Origin of the sequence: Lachnoclostridium sp. MSJ-17 (assembly GCF_018918205.1) — a bacterium.
Classification (GTDB): domain Bacteria; phylum Bacillota; class Clostridia; order Oscillospirales; family Acutalibacteraceae; genus Ruminococcoides.
The window spans coordinates 13,210-37,653 of the sequence record NZ_JAHLQB010000116.1 but is presented as its reverse complement, the minus strand read 5'-3'; the positions used below and the strand labels follow the sequence as shown (position 1 = coordinate 37,653).

The following is a 24,444-nucleotide window of genomic DNA, read 5'->3' as shown; positions in this document are numbered from 1 at the left end:
TGATAGATTATTATTGCGGGATTTGTTGAAATGTGACAGGGCGTGTAGTATGATTAGAATAACATATCAGGTTGGAGGAAAGCGTATGAAACTACATCTCTCAAAATCAAAATACTGTAATGCAGTACAATGCCCGAAGATGCTGTGGATGCAGCTCAATCACCCCGAGTTGTTTGACGACTCGGTGATGAATCAGACGATCCTCGAAAACGGAAATGAAGTCGGCGACCTTGCGAGGGGATTGTTTGGGGACTATACCATCGTCGAATTCGGCGAGTATCCCGATATGTTGAACCGGACGCAGGAGCTCCTCAATAACGGTACCGCAAATATTGCAGAGGCGTCGTTCGCGTATCAAGGGTTATTCTGCCGCGTCGATATCCTGCGGAACCTCGGCAATAACAAATTTGAGTTGTATGAGGTCAAGAGCTCGACTTCGGTACACGATATCTATTATCACGACGTTGCGTTTCAGTATTATGTCCTGACTAAGCTCGGGTACGAGGTCACCAAAGCCTGCCTTGTCCATGTAAACAAGGAGTATGTCCGACACGGAGAGCTGGATATCCAAGCGCTCTTTACGATCAACGATATTACCGCCGACGCCCGCGCCCGGTATGCCGAGGTGGAGAGCAATCTCGACTTTTACGCAGCGTACTTGGACGCTGTCGATGAACCGGAACAGCCGTTGGGCGAATACTGTTTCAGCCCGTATGACTGCGGCTTTTTCAAGCATTGTTCCAAGGATTTGCCTCAGCTGAATGTCTTTCAGATCGCGGGGATGCAGTTGAAAAGCAAAATGCGCTTTTACAGAGAGGGGCGTGTCAGCTTTAAAGACCTCGACGATGACAGAAGCATCAACGGCAAACAAATGCTGCAGATTCAGCACGAGGTCAACGACCTGCCGCCGAAGATCAACAGGGACAGCATCGCGGCGTTTATGCGTCAGCTATCTTATCCGATCTATTTTCTCGATTTCGAGTCATTCCAGCCGGCGATACCGCTGTATGAGAACGCACATCCGTTTGAGCAGATTGTCTTTCAGTATTCACTGCACTATGTCGAGCAGGATGGCGGTCCGCTGCATCACAAAGAGTACCTTGCCGAACCGGGCGAGGACCCGCGGCGCGGACTGGCGGAACAGCTTTGCAGGGATATCCCAACGGACGTCTGTGTAACCGCGTACAATATGAGCTTTGAAAAAGGCAGGATCAAAGGACTCGCGCAGCTCTATCCCGATCTTGCGGATCACCTTATGAATATCCACGACCACATCGTCGATCTGATGATCCCGTTCCGCAACAAGGATTACTACTGCAGAGCCATGCAGGGCTCCTATTCTATCAAGTATGTTCTGCCCGCATTGTTCCCAAATGAACCCGCTCTGGATTACCATAACCTTGAGGGTATCCATCACGGCGGAGAAGCATCAGCGGCGTTCTCTTTAATGCAGAATATGGCTCCCGACGAACTCCAAAGGTGTAGGTATAATCTGCTGAAATACTGCGAGCTGGATACATACGCGATGGTCAAAATCTGGGAGAGGCTGAAAGAGGTAGTTAAGTAGCAATTGAATAGAGTAACTCTAAGAGAACCGCAGTTCATAAAGGCTTCCTCGCATATATCGGTAATGCCGAAGGGCACTATCACCTTTGTTAGCGAACGGCAGTTTTTATACGCGCCATCCATGATGAAGGCCATTCCTTCACTGATATTCTTCACGATTTCGGATTCATCAAAACAATTGCCGGCAAGCGCCCAATCGGCTCCGGTATTTAATTCTTTATTGTCTGTTGTCTGAAGATTGATTTTCTTTGTCAACGGCATAAAAATGCCTCCTTGTCATTTTGATATCCGTCAAAAAAAGCGCTTTGTTTAACTGCCTGAATCATATCAAAAATGCTTGATTTGCGCAAGGAAGTCCTTGAAAAACTTTTTTTGTTGCTGAAAGTTTATGCAGTTTCACGAAACCGTTATCAGTTCTTGATTTCCGTTTGGGCAATGGGTGGAGAAAGTCAAATCCGTTACTGACCTTTAATAATGAATTGGTGCTGTGACTAATGAAATGGGAAACTCGCACTTTTTTGTTTTTGATTTGCAAAAACAGACTTATTTTCGGCATGCGACATTGACAATCAGAGAATGGATTATTATAAAGATATAAATGCAAGGGAGATATTATATGAAACAACATTATCTGATTCAAATACCTCCGCGCAAAAGCGGAATATATTTGATACTGAACCTCTTGAAAAAGAAGGCATATGTTGGGCTGGCACAGGATTTTTGCAACCGCGCTTTAGACCATTTCAAAGCCCTCAGCATCACGAAGGACGGCGAAACCACCATTTCAGTTAATCAAAGCGGTGAAATTGTTGAAGTGGAAGTCAACGAAAACATAAACCTGCTGAAAGAAACAGAACGCAATTTCCTTCATATCCCAATCTTTGAATACGTTCATAGACAATACGATTTGAAAGATATTGAAACCGCTTTTATGTCAATCGTGAAAGAGGCGGGCTTTGAATTATATAACACGGCCAAGATAAATTACAGCTATCCCACGGAGCTTGAGCCGATCAGGAACGAGCTGTGCTCAAGCCTGAACAAATCGCTTCAAGCGCTGTATCTCTACGATATCGACGCGCTGGGAGCCCTGGAAGAGCCGGCTGCTGCTGACTTGTGGAACAAGCTGTCAGGACGATTCGCCTGCAGCAGTGAACGATTCGTTCTCTCAAAAGAGCCGAGTGAGCGATACCTCAACGACGCGCATTACGCCAAGGTCTGCGACATACTGGACAGCTTTTTTATCTCAAAGGAAAAGCTGAGAAAGCTGGGGCTGGCAAAGGAAATTCCTACCGTCAGCCTAATTGCCAAAGACAAGACGAGTATAGCCATCAGAGCCCGTATGAAAAGCAAAATCATTGTCAGTAATTTTGGTACGCACAACGGTGAATCACCCTATGAAATTCTGACGAGAAAAACCATGGACATGGATATCAAACAGTGCGGCTACACCTACTGGGCGTTCAAAAAAGGAACAAGCATTGAATACTTCACAAAGGTATTTCAGGAGAGCGGAGAGCGTGACGATGTTTACATTTTACTGAAAACCACCCCATCGGATAACTCGGGCGGATATAATCCCAAGCCCGATATAATCAGCAGCAAGGCGAAAGACACAATTATCCTCGACGACAAGTATAAACACAAATGGAACAAAACTGATTTGAAGCACGCGTTTTTCCATGATAACCACTGGACGCTGTTTCCTAAAAAAATGCTGTCGGTCACTTCTCCGCGCGGAGAAGGCCGTTTTGAGGGAATGTCCCGCGCGTTTAAGATAGACAAATTCTGGCTGTGCAACGAGAATTTTGACATAAAAGAAAAGACAGGGAAGCAACCGACATATCCACTCACATTCGATAAAGATTTTTTTCAACAAAACTTTCCTTGCGGCGACAGCGCCTCTGTCATCATTGCCCGGCTGAAATATCCCTATATTGTTCCCATCAGCCACGTCCCGTCGCTAAGTCTGTTCCTGGACTGCGTTGACAACAGAGAAAACCTCCTGCTGGCGGAAAAAACCGACGACGGGCGCATAAGCCGATGGATGGAATCGTATCAAATAAAAAACGATAACTTCATGGACGTCTGGCACTTTACTCCTCCGCTCCCCTATGCCGATGTTGTTGACGCCTATTACCGCAACCAAATCGACCGGCTTTCCAAGGAAAAGTGTCGGGAATATTATTATTCTTGCAAGCTCTGTTATGAGGAGGATGAAAACGGAAGCATTATCACTTGTGAAAAGTTCGTCCTGAAAGATCAGAAAGTCGTTAAGGAAACGCTGCTGATCGACCCAAGCCTTGACTCGTTCGAAAAAGAACCCATTAAACTGAAGGGCGGCGGACAATTCTGCAGGATATTCCGGTTCTATCCCGCGGAGCCGCGCGTCATCATTGAAACAGAAAACGGTAAACTTGACAAGAATAAAAAAATAAAAAGAGTAATCTTTCTCTGCCGTGAAGGCGATCAAAGGAAAGCGTGGGTGTATAAGCCGAAGGAACCCTTCACTATCGCCGATCTGGACGGCGCTGACGCTGCTCATCCTGACTCAAACACCAAACTATGGGCGGAATGCCTGGATGGTATAAAAACAGGTGAACTTGACGCAGCCGAGGGCAATTATTTTTGCAAACACAACTATGATAAACAAACGGCAGTCATCACTGTAACAATGGAAAACGCTTCTGACATCCGCATCGCGCTTGATGACAAAATGGTTCATAACTGCCTTTATCTCAGCCAAGAAGATCCATACGCCTACTACACCTTTGTGCAAAACAACAGCAGTCTGCAATACAGCTTCCGCTATCGGGACAAGATGTCGGGCAGTATGTCGAGCAGTATCTTTACGCCTCCCTTCATCATCGATGATACAAACTACATCGATGATGCAAACTACAAAAAGAAGAATTAAACAGTATTAAAACCGCTTAGCCAAGCTTCAAGCAATGACTAAGCGGTTATTTCATCTTTTTCTACACTGCAATCCCGTAAATGTATGTAACCCGCTCGGTTTGCCCCTGATTTTGATGGAATAATCTGACGAAAATGGAAAAAAGCGGCGGTAAAATCACTTAATCAACCCTTCCTTTTTCAGCCTTGATTGTATTGCGCCCCGGGTTCTTCCGTGGATATCGGACATTTGCTTCACTGTCAATCCCGACGCGTATTCCTCCTTCAGACGGTTGATTTCGTCCTCAGTCCAAGGGGCATAAGCGCCTGAATAATTTGCTTTCGCTTTCTCCATATAGTTTTTATACTCCGGCTCCTGTGCAGTGTTGTCCTCAACCTCAACGACCTCATATTTTTCGTTAACATAATCCCGTATTACTCTCAGGAATTCTTCGCCGTATTTTTCGAGCTTGTTGGCGCCGACGCCGCTGACAGACAGAAACTCATCATCCGTCATCGGCATTCTCCTGCACATATCGTTGAGCGTCGCGTCGGAAAAAATTACGAATGCCGGCACTCCGCGCTTGTGCGCGAACCTCAGGCGTACTGCCTTGAGCACTTCAAGCAGCTCCTGATCAGCAGCGACATTGACCTCCTGCGTAACGAGCGAATGCATAAGCTTTGATTTTTTTACCACGAATTTTACGCTGCCCCTCAGAATCGGACGGCCCATATCCGTCACGCGGAGAAACGGGCGGGTCAAGTCCACCGTCACAACCATCTCCTGCTCTTCCAGCTGCTCGATCAGATACCGGATTTCCGAAGCACGGATGTTCTTCATAATGCCATAGGTGGATTGCTTGTCCAGACCTGCAGCGTTGATTCTGACCGAATCAACGCCTCGCAAAACGTCCGTTATCATTTTCACGCCGTATCGCTGCCCTGTTTTGATGATGCATGAGAGGATTTTCTGCGCTTCCACCGTCGCGTCCACGGTTTCAAATTCCGTCAGGCAATTCGAACACTTGCCACATGCTCCTTGGTATCTGTCGCCGAAGTACCGCAGCATGAATTTGCGCAGGCAATCGCTCGTCGTGCTGTAGAAAGTCATATATTTCAGGCGTTCCTCTTCTTTCCTTTTGAACGCCTCGTTCTGCTCGGGCGGCAGGTCGGGATTGTCCTCGATATTGTCGATAAAATAGCGACATGTCGCTACATCCGCTTTGGCGTAAAGCAAAATGCAGTCTGCGTTCTCGCCGTCGCGTCCGGCTCTGCCTGCCTCCTGATAGTAGCTCTCGAGGTTTTTCGGCATGTTGTAATGAATGACAAACCGCACGTCCGACTTGTCGATGCCCATACCGAAGGCGTTGGTCGCAACCATCACCTGTCTGCGGTCAAAAACAAAATCGTCCTGATTTTTCACGCGTTCCTCCTGCGGCAATCCCGCGTGATATCGCGTCGCAGAAACACCGCTGCTATTGAGCATTTCGCAGACCTCCTCCACCTTTTTACGCGTGGAACAATAGATAATGCCCGGTTTTCCCTTTCTCTCCTTCAACAGCTTCATCAGCTCCGCCGGCTTGTTTTTCGGACGGAGAACGGAAAAGAACAGATTCGGTCGGTCAAAGCCCGTCGTAACGACAAGAGGGTTTTGCAGCTGCAGAAGGCGGATAATATCCTCGCGGACTTCGTTTGTCGCGGTCGCGGTGAATGCGCCGACGACCGGACGGCGCGGAAGGCCGCTGATAAAGCGGCTGATGTTAAGATAGCTTTTGCGGAAATCCTGACCCCACTGTGACACGCAATGCGCCTCGTCAACGGCTATCATGGAAATATCCGCCCTTTGCGCAAACGCGATAAACGACTGCGACTCCAACCGCTCGGGCGCGACGTAGATGATTTTGTACATACCCTGCGAAGCGTTGCTGAGAGCCTTGCGGTACTGCGCCGCGTTCAGCGATTGATTCAGATATGCGGCGCGCACGCCTTGCTGAATCAATGCGCTGACCTGATCCTTCATCAGCGAGATCAGCGGTGAGATAACGAGCGTGATACCGACCTTCATCAGCGCGGGCACCTGATAGCACATCGACTTTCCCGCGCCGGTCGGCATGATCCCTACGACGTCGCGTCCGGACAAAAGACCGTCAACCAACTCCTCCTGTCCGGTACGGAAGGAATCATAGCCGAAATACGCTTTCAATACATCAAATTTATCCCGTTGCTCACACAGCATAACCGCTCACCGCTTTACCTCGCGAATGTTTGTTTGATGAATTCATTGTATCATTTTATCGTGAAATAATCAAGCGTTTTGTAAACAATCCATTTCCGCTTTCTTACTCATTATCGTTTTATGTTTGACCGCACTATGCGCCTGCGGTAGTCCACAGGACGCCCTTGCAGGCAGATGGACAAAATCAGACGGAGGCATAATGTTTAGTAACGTAGAGTTTTTCAAAGACGGAACTTACGAATCCGACGACGCCAATTACGACGGTTCCTATTCAATCGAGGGAGATAGAATTAAGTTTTCAGGTGTTTTAGTTGAGCCTGTCACACTGTCTTACAAGATTGACGGTGATAAGTTGTTCTTCTACCGCAGCAGCACAAGTGGAGAACCGACCGCAACGTTTGAAAGAGTAAAATCATAACTAATCAAAACAATCTCTTCCCGATTCACATCGTCTAATTGGGGAGAGATTGTTTTCTCTTACTAATGAATGGACTGCAATGGGAATTATATTCAACCAGAAAACCACTTGGAGACTATAACTGTCACGGCAAATCAGAAAATACAAATACAATATACGGCTATCACGCAATAATCTTCGTGATAGCCGTAATTCTTGGTTTGTCCTATTCGATTTTCATTTTTCCGTTAAGAATATCACGGAAAACGGTCAGGGGTGATTTACGTTTATTTCATCTCGAGATTGTCAGTCATGATATCCTGCTTGAACTCCTCGTTCATATCGGGATAAGCCGAGAGCATCGGCTCAAGCTTTTTTCCTTTTTTGCGGTCGAAGTAGTTCTTGGTGATTTTTGCGACTAGACCGCTCAGCGCGATAAGACAAACGAGGTTCGGTACAGCCATCAAGCCGTTGAAGGTATCGTCTATCGCCCAGATAAGCTCGCCGTGAATAGCGGCGGAAACCGCAATCAAGACTACGTAAACAACCTTGAAGGCTATAATAATTATTTTTCGTTTCTTGTCGCTTACCCAGCCGAAGCAGAACTCAATCGCCTTTTCTCCGTAATACGACCACGCGATTATCGTGGTAAACGCGAACAGAGGAAGGATAATCGAGAACACAGTAACTCCGAATGCGCCGAAATTGGTTGAAAACAGCGACATAGCCATAGCAGAGTCGTCCATATCGGCAGTGAGAGTGTTTAGGTCGAAGGTCGTCAGGAAGGTCAGAGATGTGAGCGTGCAGATGATGAAGGTGTCGAAGAACACCTCGAACACACCCCACAGGCCCTGCTTTACAGGCTCTCTGGTTTCGGAAGCGGAGTGCGCGATAACGGACGAGCCAAGACCCGCTTCGTTTGAGAATACGCCTCTCGCCATACCTTTTTTGATGACCTGAGCGAAGGTGTAGCCGAGGATACCGCCGCCGGCAGCCTGAAAATTGAACGCCTTTTCGAAGATAAGACCGAATGCCGCGGGCACCTTGTCAAAATGAATGATAATAGCGATAAGCGACATGATAATAAACAGCAGTGACATGAACGGTACGAGCATGGATGTGACCTTTCCGATTCTCTGAATGCCGCCGATGATAATAACCGCCGTCAGAGCCGCCACGATAACGCCGATGATAAGCTTGATCGTCATCGCGTTTTCAGCTGTCCAGACTCTTGTAAGCGCTTCGGTTAGGGTTCCTGAGATTTTATTTGTCTGTACGCCGCTCATACCGATCGCCGCGAATACACAGAAAATCGCTGCGCAGTAGGCGAGCCATTTCCATTTCAGACCGTTCGCTATGTAGTAGAACGAGCCGCCCGACAGGTTGCCGTCCTTGTCCTTTTTGCGGAAATATAGACCGAGCACGTTCTCGGAATAGTTTGTTACCATACCGAAGAATGCCGATATCCACATCCAGAACACAGCTCCGGGACCGCCGGTCAAAATTGCCGAGACGACGCCGACTATGTTTCCCGTGCCGACTGTACCGGAAATCGCGGTCGAGAATGCCTCGAACTGCGACACAGACTTGACCCGGCTGTCCTTCTCGCGTTTTTTTCCTAAGCTTTTGAGCGTCGGAACTATGGTGGTGTTCAGCGATTCGCCGAACTTGCGCACCTGCAGAAATTTTGTCCTGACTGTCAGCAGAATGCCGGTGCCTAGAATAAGAATGACCACAGGCCAGCCCCAAACAATACCGTTGAGAAAATTATTTACTTCCTCAACGGTCGAGAGTATTTGCTCCCACATAATTTTCCTCCTCATTTTTAAAAATACACAATAAGATTATATCATAACCTGAAAAATTGCGCAATAGTAATATATAAATCATAGAAAATAATTACTTGCCTTATAAATTGAATTTGCGAAAAACTCGCAAATTGCTTGACATACCGCCGCCGATTTGGTATAATAATTTGCGAATGAATTGCAAATTAGGAGGCGATGATTTGCCTAAGTATATGACAAAGCAGCGAAAGGCGCTGCTTGCTTTTTTGTCCGATCACGCGGACGAGGAACTCACGGCAAAGCAGCTCGAAGCGGCACTGTCCGGCGAGGGTATCAGCATAAGCGCGGTTTATCGCAACCTTTCTGACCTTGAGAAGGAAGGCAAGATCCGCCGGGTATCAAAAAGCGGAACCCGTGAAGTATATTATCTGTATACAGACAGCGACTCCTGCAAGGAATGTCTGCATCTTTCCTGCGAAAAATGCGGCAAGACCTATCACATGAATATGCCCGGGGTCGAAATGCTTATGAATAACCTCGAGCAAAGCGACGAATTCAAGATTGACAAGGCAAACACTGTGCTCTACGGAGTCTGCAAGTCCTGTCGAAAGAAATAGGGAGGACAATATGAAAAGATTAATCGCGTTAATTCTCTCAGCTGTGATGACTCTCTGTATGTTTGCGGGATGCGGCACAACCACAACCGAGAGCAAAAACTTCAAGATTGTAACCACGATCTATCCTGTTTATAACTGGCTTCAAAACCTCACGGACGGTGCTGAGAATGTCGAGCTGACTCTGCTTGTAGGCGACGGCAAGGATATCCACAACTACCAGCCGACTGCCGAGGATATGGTAAAAATCAGCGACTGCAACTACTTTGTGTACGTCGGCGGCGAGTCCGATAAGTGGGTCAACGACGCAGCTGCGGCGTTCTTCAAAGACGGAGACGGCAAGACAAAATTATCCTTGCTCGAACTTCTCGGAGATTCCGCGAAAAGCGAGGAGCTTGTCGAGGGTATGCAGGCTGAGGAAGACGATGATGACGACGGCGCTTTTGACGAGCACGTCTGGCTTTCCGTAAAGAACGCGGAGCTTTTCTGCCGCGAGCTTTCCGAAGGTCTGAAAACAGCCGACAAGTCAAATGCTGAGGTTTACGGGAAGAACGAAAAAGCCTATCTTGATAAGCTCGAAACGCTTGACGACAAGCACACGAAAGCTCTAGTCAAGTCTGACAAGAAATACGATACCCTGCTTTTCGGCGACAGATTCCCGTTCCGTTATCTCGTAGACGACTACAAGCTCAAATACTACGCTGCTTTCGCGGGCTGTTCAGCCGACAGTGAGGCTAGCTTTGAGACTGTTGCTTTTCTCGCGGACAAGCTCACCGAGCTCAAACTGCCTGCGGTTCTCACAATCGACGGCTCAGACCGGAAGCTAGCGAACACGATAATCGATACATCTGACAATAAAACCGCCCAAATACTCGAGCTGAACTCAATGCAGGCGGTCACGAATGAAATGTTAAGCAGCGGCGACGACTATATCGGTATCATGGAAAAGAACCTCGATGTGCTCAAAACAGCTCTTGCAGTCGAAGAATAAGGAGAAAATATGTCACAATTAATCTGCCGTGAGCTTTCTCTCGGCTACGAGGGCAAGGAGATCATCAGCAATCTCAGCTTTCACGTCAACGCCGGCGATTACCTCTGCATTGTTGGAGAGAACGGCTCGGGCAAATCCACCCTGATGAAAACCCTCCTCGGACTTCGCAAGCCGATGAAGGGCGAAATCCTCACCGGCGGCGGGCTGCGTTCACGCGAGATAGGCTATCTGCCGCAGCAGACAGTCGTGCAGAAGGACTTTCCCGCTTCGGTAAAAGAAATCGTACTCTCGGGCTTTCAGGGACGCTGCGGACTGCGTCCGTTTTATACAAGAGAAGAAAAGCGCATAGCCGCCGGGAATATCCGCAAAATGGGTATTGAAGACCTCAAAAACCGCTGTTACCGCGAGCTTTCGGGAGGTCAGCAGCAGCGCGTCCTGTTGGCAAGGGCTTTGTGCGCGACCAAAAAAATGCTGTTGCTGGACGAACCTGTCGCGGGACTCGACCCGCTTGTTACGGCAGATATGTACAGTCTGATTGAAAGCCTCAACAAGGACGAGGGCATCACAATCATCATGATCTCGCATGACATCTCAGCCGCTCTCAAATACGCCACGCACATTCTCCACATCAGCGACGAGCTGTTTTTCGGCACAAGGAGCCAGTTTGAGGAGAGCAAGGCAGGCAAAAGACTTGCGCTTCTGAAGGGAGGCGAGTTCTGATGGAGGAAATGTTCTCCCGTCTCGCAGTATTCTTCCAGATGCCGTTTGTGCGTTACGCCTTTATAGTCGGTGTGCTCATCGCACTATGCGCGTCTTTGCTGGGCGTGACTCTCGTACTCAAGCGTTTTTCGTTTATCGGAGACGGACTTTCGCACGTCGCGTTCGGCGCGATGGCTGTGGCGGCTGTCACGGGACTTACAAATAATATGTTCATTGTTATGCCGATTACGGTAATCAGCGCAGTTCTGCTTCTGCGCACAGGGACGAATTCAAAAATAAAAGGCGACGCGGCAGTCGCCATGATATCCGTAGGAGCACTTGCGTTCGGCTATATTCTGATGAACAAGTTTCCCGCGTCCGCAAACGTATCCGGTGATGTGTGCACGACTCTCTTTGGCTCGACCTCAATCATCACTCTCAGGGAGCAGGACGTCTGGTTCTGCGCGGTGCTCTCGCTCGTCGTTGTGCTTGCTTTTGTTTTCTTTTACAACAAGATTTTCGCCGTCACATTTGACGAGAATTTTGCCCGTGCCACGGGAACTAAGGCGAACGTCTACAACCTGATTATCGCGATAATTATCGCGGTTATCATCGTAATCGCTATGAACCTTGTCGGTTCTCTGCTGATTTCCGCGCTTATTATCTTCCCGGCGCTTTCTGCTATGCGCGTGTTCAAGAGCTTCAAATCCGTCACGATTTGTTCGGCGTGTTTGTCTGTAGTCTGCGCCGCGGTTGGAATCCTAGTTTCGATTCTCATTAACACCCCTGTAGGCGCTACGATAGTCATAGCCGACATAGCTGCCTTCGGTATTTTTACCCTGATAGGCGGCTTCAAGAGCGGATTCAGGTCATGAATAAAACGGAGCCGATTCAAGACTTAGGAGCGGCTCCGTATTTTTCTATAATTCTGATATTATCTCACTGACGAGGCGTACACCCTCGTCAATTTTTTTTACAGGTATTCCCGAAAAACAGAATCCCAGCTCTCTGTCCGACTTGATAGATGACATCAGGCGTATTCCGTTCTCCTCGAGCTTTTTGTCAATAGCCGTGCGGTCAACCGGACTATTAAGTCTTACTGCGACGAACATGGCTGTCTCGTTAAATTTTTGCTCCGCTCCGGGAAAATAATTATTTATACTCTCGAGCGTCTGTCTGCTTTTTTCAAGGTAAACGCGTCTTGCCCTGCGAATGTGCGAATCCATCTTGCCCGAGTTTAGATATCCCGCGAGCGCGAGCTGTTCTGTCTTAGAGGCGATTTGGTTAATTTGCGGCTTGTGAACATAAAACTCCTTCATCAGCCTGTCGGGCAGCACCATGTAGCTGATACGAACCGACGGGAGCAGCACCTTTGAGAACGAGCCGATATATACTGTATGCTCCGGGTCGTAATACTGAACGCAGGGGATAGGGTGAGAGCTGTAGCGAAGCTCTCCGTTGAAATCGTCCTCGATTATGTACGCATCGTTATCTGCTGCCCAGCTGATTATTTCAAGCCGTCTGGTAACAGGCATATTTATGCCTCGGTTGCCCGAGAAATTCGGGTTGACAAGAATAATATCGGGTTTGATTTTTTCGAGCGAGCTGACAGTCACTCCGTATTCGTCGCTCTCGAAATAGCTAATCTCATAACCAAAGCTGCGGAAAACAAACTCCGACTGTACAAAACTTGATTTCTGCATGGCGACGCGCTTTTTTATCCCCAAAAGTGAGCACAGGAGATACAAAACCGCCTGAGTACCTGCGCCGACGATTATGTTGGACATATTGGAATTCACACTTCTGATTCCGAGAGCGTATTTTTGAAGCGCGTGACGAAGTGCTTCCTCGCCCTGAGCGTCGCCGTAGGAGGTCAGAAGATAGCTGCGGTTGATGATGTTCTTTATTTCCTTACGCCATACAGCGAGGTCAATAACGCTGCTGTCGATGCTTTTGGTGCTGAAATCGTATTCGTAGTACTTATTTTCTTTATTAGAATAATCATTGCTGCTTTCCGCAAGCATCGGGCGGTTCTCGAAATCAGCCGCAACGAAGTAACCGCTTTTCGGGCGGTTTGAGATATACCCCTCTGCGCACAGCTGATCGTAGGCGGCTATCACAGTGGTCTTTGACAGAGATAGCGAACCGCTGAGAGCTCTTATCGACGGCAGGCGGTCGTTTATCCTGAGACTTCCGTTCTCGATTGCCTGTCTTACTGAGTGATATATCTGGCGGTATAGTGGTTTTCTGTCATTTTTGTCAATCATAATAAAATCGTAAAGCATTTCATCACCGTTTTCATTGTACCACCGGCGCGGGAATATTGCAATAACGGTTGAAATTTTCTCAGTTTATTAGTATAATAAAAAGGTATGATATTTTATAGAGAGAGGGATTTTTGTGAATACTTCTGTAAACCGTTTTTTTGAAGGTATCAAGGGAAAGACCGTCGCCTTTATCGGCATCGGTACAAGCAATCTGCCCCTTATTAAGCTTTTTGCTGACAAGGGCGCCAAGGTCAAGGCGCTCGACAGAAAGGATTTTGAAGCGCTCGGCGAAAACGGCGTGCTCGCGCGTGAATACGGCGCTGAGCTGGTTTTGGGCGACAGCTATCTTGACAACATAGACGCGGACATCGTATTCCGCAGCCCCGGTACTCCGTTTTACAAGCCGGAGCTTGTGGCTGTACGTGAGAGCGGCAAGGTTCTGACCTCTGAAATGGAGGTATTCTTTGAGCTCTGTCCGTGCAAAACCATAGCCGTAACCGGTTCCGACGGCAAGACCACGACAACCACTATCATTTCAGAATTTTTGAAGGCAGCAGGCAAGACAGTTCACCTCGGCGGCAACATTGGCAAGCCCTTGCTTCCCGAAATAGAGAGCATTGACGAAGATGATTTCGCTGTAGTTGAGCTTTCGAGCTTCCAGCTCATTTCCATGTGCCAAAGCCCCGACGTCGCGGTCGTCACAAATCTCGCGCCTAACCACCTCGATATCCACAAGGATATGCAGGAGTACATCGACTCAAAGCGCAATATCGTGCTTCACCAGAGCGCATTCTCAAAGGCAGTTGTCAACCTCGACAACGAGATCGCGAACAGCTTTTCCGAGAACGTCCGTGGTCAGCTCTGCAAGTTCAGCGTGAAGGAACAGCTCGCAAACGGCGCTTACCTCGACGGTACCACGATCTGCTACAGCGACTACGGCAAAATCACCCGCATCATGGACATATCCGACATCCGCATTCCCGGAATGCACAACGTCGAGAACTACCTTGCGGCGATATCCGCGGTCTGGGGTATGGTCGACACCGACACTATTGTCAGAGTCGCAAAGGAATTCGGCGGCGTTGCGCACAGAGCTGAGTTTGTCCGTGAATACAGGGGCGTGCGCTATTACAACGACTCCATTGCTTCAAGTCCGACCCGAACCGCTCTCGGCACGCTCTCACTCTACGATTTCAAAATTGCTATCATCGCAGGCGGATACGACAAGCACATTCCCTATGAGCCCCTAGGTCCTGTTATCAATGACAAGGTAAAGCTCCTCATTCTCCTCGGCGATACAGCCCCGAAGATCGAGCAGGCTGTCAGGGAAGCCTCGAACTTTGACGAGAACTCGATAAAAATCATCAACGTCACCAACATGGAGGAAGCCGTTGCCGCGGCGGTTGAAAACACTTCAAAGGGCGACATCGTTTCGCTTTCGCCCGCAAGCGCAAGCTTCGGTCTTTACAAAAACTTCGAGGAACGCGGCAATCACTTCAAGTCGATAGTGAACGGACTGGAGTAAAAAATGGACATAAAAGAAATAATATTCGCTCTCTGCAAAGCTCAGGGCGTTTCGGGCAGCGAGGAAACGGCTGCGGAAGTTGCTGCTCGTTACCTCGAACCATATGCTGAGGTTGAAACCGATTCGAACGGCAACCTATATGCCACACTCGGTAATAAAAACGCTGGCAGAACCATTCTTCTCGACGCTCACATCGACCGCATCGGACTCATTGTCACAGACATCAACGACAAAGGCTTTATCAAGGTCGACAAGTGCGGAGGTATGGATATCCGCGTCCTGCAAAACGCCGTTCTCACTACAGAGGACGGTCTGACAGGCGTTGTCTGCTCGCTGCCGCCTCATCTGAGTGACGGAAGCGAGGACAAGGCTACCCCGATCAATAAACTCTGGCTCGACTTCGGAATGAGCTGTGAAGAAATAAATAAAAAAATATCGATCGGCGACAAGCTGACCTTCTGCGAACAGCCGACGGAGCTTTTGGGCGGAAAGATAACCTCGCCCGCTCTTGACAACCGCTGTTCGGCGGCAGCTCTTATCCGTGTTGCTGAAATGCTCAGCGGCAGGGATTTGAAGTACAAGGTCGTCATTCTCCTCAGTGCGCAGGAGGAAACCTACGGCTCGGGAGCTATGACGGGAGCATTCAAGATCGACGCCGACGAAGCGATAGTTGTTGACGTCAGCTTTGCGAACCAGCCCGACGTTTCCGGTCAGTACGCAAATGTTGAGCTGTGCAAGGGTCCCATGCTGGGATATTCTCCTATACTGAACAAGGCAATGACCGGGAAGCTCAAATCCATAGCCGAATGTGAAGGCGTACCTCTCCAGTATGAAGCAATGAGCGGCAGAACAGGCACAAACGCCGACCATATCTCAATCACAAAAGGCGGCGTAAAAACCGCCATGCTCTCTATTCCCGAGAGGTATATGCACACTCAGGCGGAAACCATGCACCCGAACGACGCGGAACTCACCGCCAAGCTGATTGCGTCTTATATTCTGAGCGGAGGTGCTTTTGATGATTGATTATGCATTATTGAAAAAGCTCTGCTCGGCAAACGGCATTTCCGGCGACGAGGGAGAGGTACGCGAATTAATTATCAGTGAAATAAAAGACTTCGCCGACGAAATAATAATCGACAACCTCGGTAACCTTCTCGTACAAAAAAAAGGCAAAGAACGAGCCAAAAATAAGCTCATGCTCTCCGCTCACATGGACGAGGTCGGACTTATGGTTACGGATATCACGTCCGACGGATTTTTAAAATTTGATGAGGTCGGAGGCCTTGACCGCAGAGTCGTTATAGGCAAACGCGTCCGCGTCGGTAAAGAAGGCATACCAGGCGTTATCGGAATAAAGCCCGTCCACCTCACAAACGGAGACGAAAGCGCGTCAATCCCGGCGTACTCGGAGCTGTATATCGACATTGGCGCAGACAGCCGCGATGAAGCTCTGCGCGTTGTCGGAATCGGCGACAGTGTCTGCTTTGACAGCGGGTTTTATGAGAATGAAACCACAATCCGCTCAAAGGCTATCGACGACCGCTTTGGTTGTCTCGTGATGATCGAGCTTATCAAGAGCGATTTGAAATACGACACTGACTTTGCCTTTGTCGTTCAGGAGGAGGTAGGACTGCGCGGAGCAAAGGTTGCGTCTTACACCCTCGACCCGGAATTTGCTCTCGTTATAGAGACCACGACCGCCGCTGACATTCCCGAAATAGATCCGACAAAACAAGTCTGCACTCTCGGCGAGGGAGCCGTGATTTCAGTCATGGACAGATCGACTATCTATGATAAGGCTCTTGTACGCGCGGCATTCAAGACGGCTGAACAAATCGGCGTCAAGGCTCAGTACAAGCGTGCCGTAGCAGGCGGAAACGACGCGGGCATTATCCACAAGTCAAACAGCGGCATTCGCACCTTAGCAATATCTCTCGCGTGTCGTTTTCTCCACGCGCCTAATTGCGTTGCGAATAAGTCCGACTGCGAGAGTGTGATGCTGCTCGCACATAAAATGGCTGAAATAATCGCGGGCGGTGAGTTATGATACAGGCTGTAAGCGAAGGTACGGATTTTGCAGGCGCTATAAGGGCGTTTTCGTCGCTCGATCCGTTTGCATGCCGCATACTTTCACTCTATAGAAGCTACAGACCGGGGCTAGCCTTTGTCGACTACTGGCTCGAGCTCGACGACAGCGGCAAGGTAACCGGCGCGATCGCCCGCAACGGCGCGAATTTTATTCTGTTTCTGACCGATAAATCCGCTTTGGATGAGATTTGTTCCTTTGTGCGAATAAGCGGCGCGGCGGGAATAATCTGCTCAGGCGCCTACGACCTTGATCTGAGTATGAAAAAGACCTCGGGTGCAGTGTTGATACGCAACGCGCCGTTTGATTCCGACGAGGGTCTGATAATAATTGAGCCGGATTTGCGTTCGGCTTACGACCTTATTTTTTCATGTTCGGGCGAGGGCTTCCAACCGCCGGCATTCGAGGATTTTTATGTGGACATGAACCACAGAATCCGTCACGGCACCGCGCGTATCCGCGGAGTCAAGCATGAAGGAAGGCTTGCTGCAGTTGCAATGACGGTTGCCGAGAGCGACGACGGCGCGGTTTTAGGCGCGGTTGCCTGCGCAAAAGAATACCGCAGACTCGGTTACGCGTCTACGGTTGTGAAAAGCATAACGAATTCTCTTGTCAGTGAAGGAAAAAGCGTTTTTCTCCACCGCGCGAAAAACGAAAATATCAGTTTTTACAGCGGTCTCGGCTTCACAGAGTGCGGGACATGGCAAGAACTTATTTTATAAGGTGATTATTTGAAATTTTTTGATATTGACAAGCGCGTGCTTGACGCGTCTGAGAAGGCTATGGCTCTCTGCGCGGACAAGCTTCGCGAGATAGATGAAATCCAGGAATACCATCAGATAAAGATGATAAAGGCATTTCAGAATGCCGGTGTGCGCGAGAGCTACTTCTGCGCGTCAACGGGCTACGGCTACGACGACTTCGGACGGGACGCACTCGACAGAGTATACGCATTTGCCTTTGACGCGGAGGATGCTCTTGTCCGCCACAATTTTGTCAGCGGTACCCATGCGCTCACAGTTGCTCTTTTTGGCATTCTTCGCCCGAATGACTCGGTTTTATGCGCGACGGGAATGCCATACGACACAATCCGCTCGGCAATCGGCATCGAGGGCAATTATCCCGGATCGCTCAAGGATTTTAAAATTAATTTTGAAATGACCGACCTTCTGCCCGACGGAACAGTCGACTACGTAGGCTTCGAGCATGATTTATCTGAAAAACAGCCTAAGATGGTATATATCCAGCGCTCGCGCGGTTACAGCCTGCGCGCAACCCTGACGTGGCGCGAGATTAAGAGAATCTGCGACATCACTCGCAGAGTGTCGCCGAAGTCCGTCATAATGCTCGATAACTGCTACGGCGAGTTTGTCGAGAAGATAGAGCCGCTGACCGTCAGAGTCGACATCATGGCAGGCTCGCTGATAAAAAATCCCGGCGGCGGCATTGCTCCCACAGGCGGCTACATAGCCGGCAAAAAGGAGCTTGTCGAGATGTGCGCGTACAGGCTGACGACCCCGGGCACCGGAAAGGAAATAGGCGCAACTCTCGGCGTTAACCGCGAGATGTTTATGGGCGCCTATCACGCTCCTCACGTCACCGGCGAAGCTCTCAAGACGGCAGTATTCGCTTCCGCTCTCTTTGAGCTGCTCGGATTTGAAACCACTCCCAAATACAGCGACGAGAGGGGAGACATCATTCAGCTCATAATGCTAGGCGACGAAAAGAAGCTTATTTCCTTCTGTGGGGGAATACAGAGCGGCTCTGCTGTCGACAGCTTTGTACAGCCTATGCCTTCCGATATGCCCGGCTATAAGAGTCAGGTAATAATGGCGGCAGGCGCGTTCACACTCGGATCTTCAATCGAACTCTCAGCCGACGCTCCTCTCAGAGAGCCTTATGCAGTCTGGATGCAGGGCGGACTTAATTTCCACGGCGGAAAGCTAGGCATAATGCTTGCGGCTGACAGGATTTTAAAGGAGTGCGGTATTTAATGACAAAGCTCAAAAAAGTGCCGAAGCGGTATATCATCATTCCCGCTCTTGTTTTTCTGATATTACTCGGCTCTTTCTTCTACATAATGATTGCGGCGAGGACATATACCAAGCTTGTGTATGTTTCCGATACCCCGATTGACTCCAAGACGACATATGTTACCGTTGAAAACCCGGATGTTGTCACAGCGGATTACGAGTGTGTTCAGCAGAATGATTTCTATTACTGCTACCTGAAGGCAGAATACGCCGGATTGGGAAAAACAGAGGTAGTATTTCATTATCAGGATGAAAACGATAAACCCTCGGAATCGATTTCCGTGCTGGAGACTACCGTTCTCGGCACAATAGACGAAGATGCTACGATGAACTTCAACGGTCAGGAAATACTTTTTCCGGCATTTATTCTCATTGTTCTGCTGACGTCCCTGTTTTTCCTGGGCACTCTTGTCGGAAAAATCAGGAAGGGAGAATTTTCCTACTCAATGGTTGCCCTCGGCGGCGTCCTGCTTTATCTTTTGGGTATGATGTTCATTATGTTAGGATACTCCCTGATAAGCTTTGACTCACTCAGCTTTACATTTTCAAATCTGCGGACTATGATTATCGCCACGGGAATGTTTTTTCCTATTCTCACATCTCCCGTGCTGTTTATTCTTGCAGTTGCGCTGAGTATAAGCAACATCTGGCTTGTGCGTCACGAGGGCTTCCGTCTGATGAACCTTCTTGGCATACTGCTCAGCCTGGTGATATTTGCAGGATATGTCGCTATGATCATTTCATCATTAAAAACGGATTATTCGGGAAAAGAAGGCGATATTTTCAATCTGCTTGAAAATTTCCATTTGGTAATCACGATTTTCGTGTTCTATGCATTTTCATATATGGAATGCATGCTGCTGTCCACAATGCTATGCGCAGTGACCTCCACGCTTTATATACCGCCGCACGACCGGGATTATATAATTATTCTGGGCTGTGCCATTCGCTCTGACGGTTCTCCGACTCCTCTTCTGAGGGGAAGAATTGACCGCGCGATAGCGTTTGAACGTGAGCAATTCTCGGACACGGGCAAGCACGCGGTGTTTGTACCGTCGGGCGGACAGGGGAGCGACGAGGTGATATCGGAAGCTGAAAGCATGAAGCGATACCTGTTGGAACAGGGCGTTCCCGAGGAACAGATTATTTTAGAGGACAAGAGCGTAAACACTTTACAGAACATGTCGTTTTCCGAAAAGGTCATAGGTCGTGACTGCGGCGACATCGAAAAGGCAAAAATCGCGTTTTCAACCACTAATTACCATGTGTTCCGAGGTTACACTTTAGCGAAAAAGCTCGGAATGAAGGTTCTTGGACTCTCCGCTAAAACAAAACCGTATTTTTACCCGAACGCGTTTGTGAGAGAATTCATAGGCTTGCTCTATGAACAAAAATGGCGTCATTTGCTTTTGTTAGCTTTGATCGCGCTGATGTGCGTGGTATTTGTTATCTTGTCATATTTATAAAAAAGTACGGAGCCGGGTCAAACTCGAATTGGTTTGACCCGGCTCCTGTATTTTATGCTGTTTCAGATTCGTTTTTGCTTTCGCTTTCTCTGAGCTTTTTGCGCTTAATTACCTTCAGACGGCTGAATTCCTCTCTGTCCTTTTCATCGAGAGCGTCGGTGATGAACTTCACATTCTCCTCGAATCGCGGTATCATGATATTTTTCAGAGCATTTGCGCGCTTCTGGGTTTTCTTTATCGAATCCGCAAGGCGGTAAACGCTGTTTTCGATCTCCGCAAGCTCTACCGTGAGGTACTTAACCTTTGAAAATAGGATAAACGCCTTGTCGATAGCGGAGTTGGTAGTTCTAGTGCCGTAGTGCAAAAACTCGTAATGCTCGCCCTCGTCAATGGTGAGGATAGGTATCTCCACACCCATGACGCTGCGGGAATCGAGGTGCAGACCGTCCTCGACGGGGATAGCGTTGGAAATCTCCTCGCAGAAGCCGTTTGAAATATTTGCGGTCTGCAGCGCGATATACGCTTCCTCGTACGCGCCGTCGATTTTTTCCTGAATGGCATTCGCATGGTCGATAAGCGTCATCATTTCTCTGATAAGAATGTTGCGCTTTCGGTCGAGCAGCTCATAGCCGTTCTTGGCAAGAGAGAGCGATTTTTTGGTATTCATTAAATTACCCTTGGTGGGTACTGCCTGTACAGCCATGATTACACACCCTCTCAGCCCTTGTAATAAACGTCGAGAACAGCATCGTCAACACGGTCAAGCTCGGCTCTGGGCAGTGTAGAGAGAAGCTCCCAGCCCAAATCCAGGCTCTGCTCAATCGTTCTGTTCTCGTCAAAGCCCTGATTTACGAATTTCTGCTCAAAGAGCTTGCCGAATTCGATATACTTCTTGTCGACGGGGGAAAGCTCCTCCTCGCCGATAACGGAAGCCAGAGCTCTCGCGTCGATAACCTTCGCGTATGACGCGAACAGCTGATTCGCGAGCGGCTGGTGATCGGCTCTTGTAAAGCCCTCGCCGATGCCGTCCTTCATCAGACGTGACAGCGACGGCAGTACGCTTACGGGCGGATAGAAGCCCTGACCCTGCAATGTGCGGTCAAGAACGATCTGACCCTCGGTGATGTAGCCGGTGAGGTCGGGAATCGGGTGAGTGATATCGTCGTTTGGCATTGTCAGAATCGGGATCTGGGTAACAGAGCCCGGATGTCCCTTTATCATGCCGGCTCTCTCGTACAGTGACGCGAGGTCAGAGTACAGATAACCGGGATAACCCTTTCTGCCGGGGATCTCGCCCTTTGATGACGAGAACTCACGCAGAGCCTCGGCGTAGGAGGTCATGTCGGTCATGATGACGAGAATGTGCATATCCAGCTCAAACGCGAGATATTCCGCGATAGTCAGAGCGCATCTCGGGGTGAGGGTACGCTCGATGATCGGGTCGTTGCTCAGATTGAGGAGCATAACAACTCGCGAAAGAACGCCGCTTTCCTCAAAGCTCTTGCGGAAATACTCCGCGACGTCCTTCTGTACGCCCATCGCGGCAAATACAACGCCGAAGTTTGTACTGTCAGCGCCGCTGATTTTTGCCTGACGAACAATCTGAACCGCGAGGTCGTTGTGCGTCATACCGGAACCCGAGAAGATAGGCAGCTTCTGACCGCGGATAAGTGTCATAAGCGTGTCGATGGTCGAGATGCCGGTGTTGATGTAGTTTTTGGGATAAACTCTTGAAACGGGGTTTATCGGGGTGCCGTTGATGTTAGCTTTTTTGACGGGGAAGATATCTCCAAGTCCGTCGATAGGTCTGCCGGCGCCGTCGAGTACTCTGCCGATGATCTCAGGCGAGAGCGGCATTTCCATCGGGTGACCGGTAAGGCGTGTGCGTGTGTTTTTAAGGCTGATTCTTCTCGTGCCTTCAAAAACCTGCACAACGATTCTTTCACCCTCGATCTGCACGACACGACCCTGTCTTGTGGTGCCGTTTTCGAGCTTTATATCAACAATTTCTTCGTTGGAAACGCCTTTAACGCCGTCAATGACAATCAGCGAGCCGTTGATTTCCTTGACGCCAACATAATCAATAATCATTGCGCGTTTCCTCCTTACTTCAATAATTCGCCGAGCTTGGTGTCGATTTCTTCAATATATTGGTCGAACATTTCAAGCCTGTCGTTGGGAATATCGTATTTCATCTTTGTGAGCTTGTCAAAGAGTCCGAGCTCCAATACCTTTGAGAGAGGTATTTCGCGCGCTACGACTTCCTTCGCCTTTGCGTGCAGGTGCAGAATGACCTTCATCATCAGCTTCTGCTTCTCGAGGGGTACGTATGTATCCTCGGCGTGGAAGGCGTTTTGCTGCAAGAATCCTACGCGGATTGCTCTCGCGGTCTCGATAACAAGCTTCTGGTCGTCGGGAAGAACGTCTGAACCGATGAGCTTTACGATCTCCATCAGCGAGCTTTCCTCCTGCAGCAGGGCGCTGATTCTGTTTCTGTAATCAACGAAGTCGTCGCCGAGGTGTTCTCTGAACCACGGGTCGAGGTCGTTGAAATACTCGCTGTAGCTGTCGATCCAGTTGATAGCGGGATAGTGACGCGCGTAGGCGAGAGCCTTGTCGAGAGCCCAGAAAACGCGGGTAAAGCGCTTGGTATTCTGAGTGACGGGTTCCGAGAAGTCGGAGCCCTGCGGGGAAACCGCGCCGATAAGGGTAACGGAGCCTTCGTCGCTGCAGAGAGCGTTTACACGTCCGCCGCGCTCGTAGAACTCGGCAAGTCGCGAGGGCAGATATGCCGGGAAACCTTCCTCGGCGGGCATTTCTTCAAGTCTGCCTGAAATTTCACGGAGTGCCTCAGCCCAGCGGGAGGTTGAGTCTGCCATCATCGCTACGTGATAACCCATGTCGCGGTAGTATTCCGCGAGGGTGATGCCGGTGTAGATAGAAGCCTCGCGCGCCGCGACAGGCATGTTTGAGGTGTTCGCGATAAGTACGGTTCTGTCGGTCATCGGACGCTTTGACTTCGGGTCGATAAGCTCCGAGAATTCCTCGAGTACCTGGCTCATCTCGTTGCCGCGTTCGCCGCAACCGACGTAGATAATAATATCCGCGTCGCACCACTTTGCAAGCTGGTGCTGGTTCATGGTCTTGCCCGTACCGAAGCCGCCCGGGATAGCCGCTGTGCCGCCCTTGGCAATGGGAAAGAGAGTATCCATGATTCTCTGACCCGTAATCAGCGGGATTGACGGTGTGAGTCTGTCCTTAACGGGACGCGCGGTTCTGATTGGCCACTGCTGACAGAGCTTGAGCTCGTGCTTTTCACCGAGGTCGTCCTCGATCACAGCAACGGTGTCAAAAAGCTTGTAGTCGCCGTCGGGCTTGACTTCCGTGACAACACCGGAAAGGTCGGGGTGAAGCATCAGCCTGTGCTCGATAATCGGTGTTTCGGGCAGGGTCGCGTAGATCTGACCGCCTTCAAGCTTGTCGCCGGCTTTGATTTTCATGGTGACGTTCCAGTAGCGTTCGGTGTCGAGTGAGTTAACGGAGGCGCCTCTGTTGATAAACGCGCCTGCCTGCTCCTCGATAGCCTTTAGCGGACGCTCAATGCCGTCGAAGATATTGTCAATAATACCGGGGCCTAAGAGCACGTTCATGGGAGCTCCTGTACCCGTTACGGGGTCTCCGGGCTTCAGACCGGTAGTTTCCTCGTAAACCTGAATGGTGGTGAGCCTGTCGGTGATGCCGATGACCTCGCCGACGAGGTTCTGGACTCCGACGTGAACCATTTCCATCATTTCAAAGCTGTCGGTATCCTTAACGGTAACAACAGGTCCGTTGATTCCGTAAATAATATTTTGATTCATTATTTCTTACCTCCCTTTC

Annotated in this window: 19 protein-coding genes and 1 pseudogene; 13 read left to right on the top strand and 7 right to left on the bottom strand. The window is 49.3% G+C overall.

Annotated features, from left to right (window positions below):
- Window positions 1-85: 85 nt before the first annotated feature.
- The gene (locus KQI64_RS09590) at window positions 86-1,567 is read left to right on the top strand and encodes a DUF2779 domain-containing protein (protein ID WP_216524538.1); all 1,482 of its coding nucleotides are present in this window, start codon (window positions 86-88) and stop codon (window positions 1,565-1,567) included.
- A gap of 29 nt (window positions 1,568-1,596) precedes the next feature.
- Here the strand turns inward: KQI64_RS09590 and KQI64_RS10790 are convergent.
- A pseudogene (locus KQI64_RS10790) lies at window positions 1,597-1,827 on the bottom strand (hypothetical protein); the annotation flags it as partial.
- Between the two features lie 670 nt (window positions 1,828-2,497).
- Here KQI64_RS10790 and KQI64_RS09585 point away from each other — a divergent pair.
- Complete coding sequence (locus tag KQI64_RS09585) at window positions 2,498-4,483, top strand: hypothetical protein (RefSeq protein ID WP_216524537.1); 1,986 nt, start codon at window positions 2,498-2,500, stop codon at window positions 4,481-4,483.
- A gap of 156 nt (window positions 4,484-4,639) precedes the next feature.
- Here KQI64_RS09585 and recQ read toward each other — a convergent pair whose 3' ends face one another.
- A complete protein-coding gene (gene recQ / locus KQI64_RS09580; RefSeq protein ID WP_216524536.1) occupies window positions 4,640-6,697 on the bottom strand; it encodes a DNA helicase RecQ in 2,058 nt (685 codons plus the stop codon).
- Between the two features lie 199 nt (window positions 6,698-6,896).
- On the opposite strand from recQ, the gene KQI64_RS09575 reads away from it, so the two are divergent.
- Window positions 6,897-7,115, top strand: a complete 219-nt coding sequence (locus KQI64_RS09575) for a hypothetical protein (RefSeq protein ID WP_216524535.1) — start codon at window positions 6,897-6,899, stop codon at window positions 7,113-7,115.
- A gap of 266 nt (window positions 7,116-7,381) precedes the next feature.
- Here KQI64_RS09575 and KQI64_RS09570 read toward each other — a convergent pair whose 3' ends face one another.
- Window positions 7,382-8,902: an alanine/glycine:cation symporter family protein gene (locus KQI64_RS09570; protein ID WP_216524534.1), complete on the bottom strand. Its 1,521-nt coding sequence runs from the start codon at window positions 8,900-8,902 to the stop codon at window positions 7,382-7,384.
- 200 nt (window positions 8,903-9,102) lie between these two features.
- On the opposite strand from KQI64_RS09570, the gene KQI64_RS09565 reads away from it, so the two are divergent.
- The 4 genes from KQI64_RS09565 to KQI64_RS09550 are packed head-to-tail and all read left to right on the top strand — an operon-like array spanning window position 9,103 to window position 12,060.
- Window positions 9,103-9,498: a Fur family transcriptional regulator gene (locus KQI64_RS09565; RefSeq protein ID WP_216524533.1), complete on the top strand. Its 396-nt coding sequence runs from the start codon at window positions 9,103-9,105 to the stop codon at window positions 9,496-9,498.
- Between the two features lie 10 nt (window positions 9,499-9,508).
- Window positions 9,509-10,486, top strand: coding sequence for a metal ABC transporter substrate-binding protein (locus tag KQI64_RS09560; protein WP_216524532.1), 978 nt, complete (start codon window positions 9,509-9,511; stop codon window positions 10,484-10,486).
- A 9-nt stretch (window positions 10,487-10,495) separates the two neighbouring features.
- Window positions 10,496-11,206: a metal ABC transporter ATP-binding protein gene (locus tag KQI64_RS09555; protein ID WP_216524531.1), complete on the top strand. Its 711-nt coding sequence runs from the start codon at window positions 10,496-10,498 to the stop codon at window positions 11,204-11,206.
- An 8-nt stretch (window positions 11,207-11,214) separates the two neighbouring features.
- Complete coding sequence (locus KQI64_RS09550) at window positions 11,215-12,060, top strand: metal ABC transporter permease (protein WP_216524550.1); 846 nt, start codon at window positions 11,215-11,217, stop codon at window positions 12,058-12,060.
- A gap of 45 nt (window positions 12,061-12,105) precedes the next feature.
- Here the strand turns inward: KQI64_RS09550 and pdxR are convergent, their stop codons facing one another.
- On the bottom strand, window positions 12,106-13,452 hold the full coding sequence (gene pdxR / locus KQI64_RS09545) for a MocR-like pyridoxine biosynthesis transcription factor PdxR (RefSeq protein WP_216524530.1): 1,347 nt from the start codon (window positions 13,450-13,452) through the stop codon (window positions 12,106-12,108).
- Window positions 13,453-13,585: 133 nt separating this feature from the next.
- On the opposite strand from pdxR, the gene murD reads away from it, so the two are divergent.
- Genes murD through KQI64_RS09515 form a run of 6 tightly spaced genes read left to right on the top strand, consistent with a single transcriptional unit; the run spans window position 13,586 to window position 20,565 of the window.
- Window positions 13,586-14,977, top strand: coding sequence for a UDP-N-acetylmuramoyl-L-alanine--D-glutamate ligase (gene murD, locus KQI64_RS09540; protein ID WP_216524529.1), 1,392 nt, complete (start codon window positions 13,586-13,588; stop codon window positions 14,975-14,977).
- Window positions 14,978-14,980: 3 nt separating this feature from the next.
- The gene (locus KQI64_RS09535; protein ID WP_216524528.1) at window positions 14,981-16,003 is read left to right on the top strand and encodes a M20/M25/M40 family metallo-hydrolase; all 1,023 of its coding nucleotides are present in this window, start codon (window positions 14,981-14,983) and stop codon (window positions 16,001-16,003) included.
- Entirely contained in the window at window positions 15,996-17,027 is a 1,032-nt protein-coding gene (locus KQI64_RS09530; RefSeq protein ID WP_216524527.1) for a M42 family metallopeptidase, read from the top strand. The genes KQI64_RS09535 and KQI64_RS09530 overlap by 8 nt, the downstream gene beginning before the upstream one ends.
- Window positions 17,024-17,788 carry a GNAT family N-acetyltransferase gene (locus KQI64_RS09525; protein WP_216524526.1) on the top strand — a complete coding sequence of 255 codons (765 nt, stop codon included), beginning with the start codon at window positions 17,024-17,026 and terminating at the stop codon, window positions 17,786-17,788. Before KQI64_RS09530 ends, KQI64_RS09525 begins: the two co-directional genes overlap by 4 nt.
- Window positions 17,789-17,797: 9 nt before the next feature.
- Entirely contained in the window at window positions 17,798-19,060 is a 1,263-nt protein-coding gene (locus tag KQI64_RS09520) for a methionine gamma-lyase family protein (RefSeq protein WP_253289259.1), read from the top strand.
- The gene (locus tag KQI64_RS09515) at window positions 19,060-20,565 is read left to right on the top strand and encodes a YdcF family protein (RefSeq protein WP_216524525.1); all 1,506 of its coding nucleotides are present in this window, start codon (window positions 19,060-19,062) and stop codon (window positions 20,563-20,565) included. The genes KQI64_RS09520 and KQI64_RS09515 overlap by 1 nt, the downstream gene beginning before the upstream one ends.
- Window positions 20,566-20,617: 52 nt before the next feature.
- Here the strand turns inward: KQI64_RS09515 and KQI64_RS09510 are convergent, their stop codons facing one another.
- From KQI64_RS09510 to KQI64_RS09500, 3 genes are read right to left on the bottom strand one after another with little or no spacing between them, the layout of a single operon-like run.
- Entirely contained in the window at window positions 20,618-21,268 is a 651-nt protein-coding gene (locus tag KQI64_RS09510) for a V-type ATP synthase subunit D (protein WP_216524524.1), read from the bottom strand.
- A gap of 14 nt (window positions 21,269-21,282) precedes the next feature.
- Entirely contained in the window at window positions 21,283-22,656 is a 1,374-nt protein-coding gene (locus KQI64_RS09505; protein ID WP_216524523.1) for a V-type ATP synthase subunit B, read from the bottom strand.
- 14 nt (window positions 22,657-22,670) lie between these two features.
- Window positions 22,671-24,428, bottom strand: coding sequence for a V-type ATP synthase subunit A (locus KQI64_RS09500; protein ID WP_442912076.1), 1,758 nt, complete (start codon window positions 24,426-24,428; stop codon window positions 22,671-22,673).
- Window positions 24,429-24,444 lie beyond the last annotated feature (16 nt).

Bases quoted from the DNA above. Each gene is read 5' to 3' on its own strand.
- KQI64_RS09505 (WP_216524523.1), bottom strand. From the start codon at position 22,656: ATGATTATTGATTATGTTGGCGTCAAGGAAATCAACGGCTCGCTGATT.
- KQI64_RS09530 (WP_216524527.1), top strand. From the start codon at position 15,996: ATGATTGATTATGCATTATTGAAAAAGCTCTGCTCGGCAAACGGCATT.
- KQI64_RS09575 (WP_216524535.1), top strand. From the start codon at position 6,897: ATGTTTAGTAACGTAGAGTTTTTCAAAGACGGAACTTACGAATCCGAC.
- KQI64_RS09585 (WP_216524537.1), top strand. From the start codon at position 2,498: ATGTCAATCGTGAAAGAGGCGGGCTTTGAATTATATAACACGGCCAAG.
- KQI64_RS09510 (WP_216524524.1), bottom strand. From the start codon at position 21,268: ATGGCTGTACAGGCAGTACCCACCAAGGGTAATTTAATGAATACCAAA.
- KQI64_RS09525 (WP_216524526.1), top strand. From the start codon at position 17,024: ATGATACAGGCTGTAAGCGAAGGTACGGATTTTGCAGGCGCTATAAGG.
- KQI64_RS09570 (WP_216524534.1), bottom strand. From the start codon at position 8,902: ATGTGGGAGCAAATACTCTCGACCGTTGAGGAAGTAAATAATTTTCTC.
- KQI64_RS09515 (WP_216524525.1), top strand. From the start codon at position 19,060: ATGACAAAGCTCAAAAAAGTGCCGAAGCGGTATATCATCATTCCCGCT.
- KQI64_RS09590 (WP_216524538.1), top strand. From the start codon at position 86: ATGAAACTACATCTCTCAAAATCAAAATACTGTAATGCAGTACAATGC.
- KQI64_RS09555 (WP_216524531.1), top strand. From the start codon at position 10,496: ATGTCACAATTAATCTGCCGTGAGCTTTCTCTCGGCTACGAGGGCAAG.
- recQ (WP_216524536.1), bottom strand. From the start codon at position 6,697: ATGCTGTGTGAGCAACGGGATAAATTTGATGTATTGAAAGCGTATTTC.
- KQI64_RS09535 (WP_216524528.1), top strand. From the start codon at position 14,981: ATGGACATAAAAGAAATAATATTCGCTCTCTGCAAAGCTCAGGGCGTT.
- KQI64_RS09560 (WP_216524532.1), top strand. From the start codon at position 9,509: ATGAAAAGATTAATCGCGTTAATTCTCTCAGCTGTGATGACTCTCTGT.
- KQI64_RS09550 (WP_216524550.1), top strand. From the start codon at position 11,215: ATGTTCTCCCGTCTCGCAGTATTCTTCCAGATGCCGTTTGTGCGTTAC.
- pdxR (WP_216524530.1), bottom strand. From the start codon at position 13,452: ATGATTGACAAAAATGACAGAAAACCACTATACCGCCAGATATATCAC.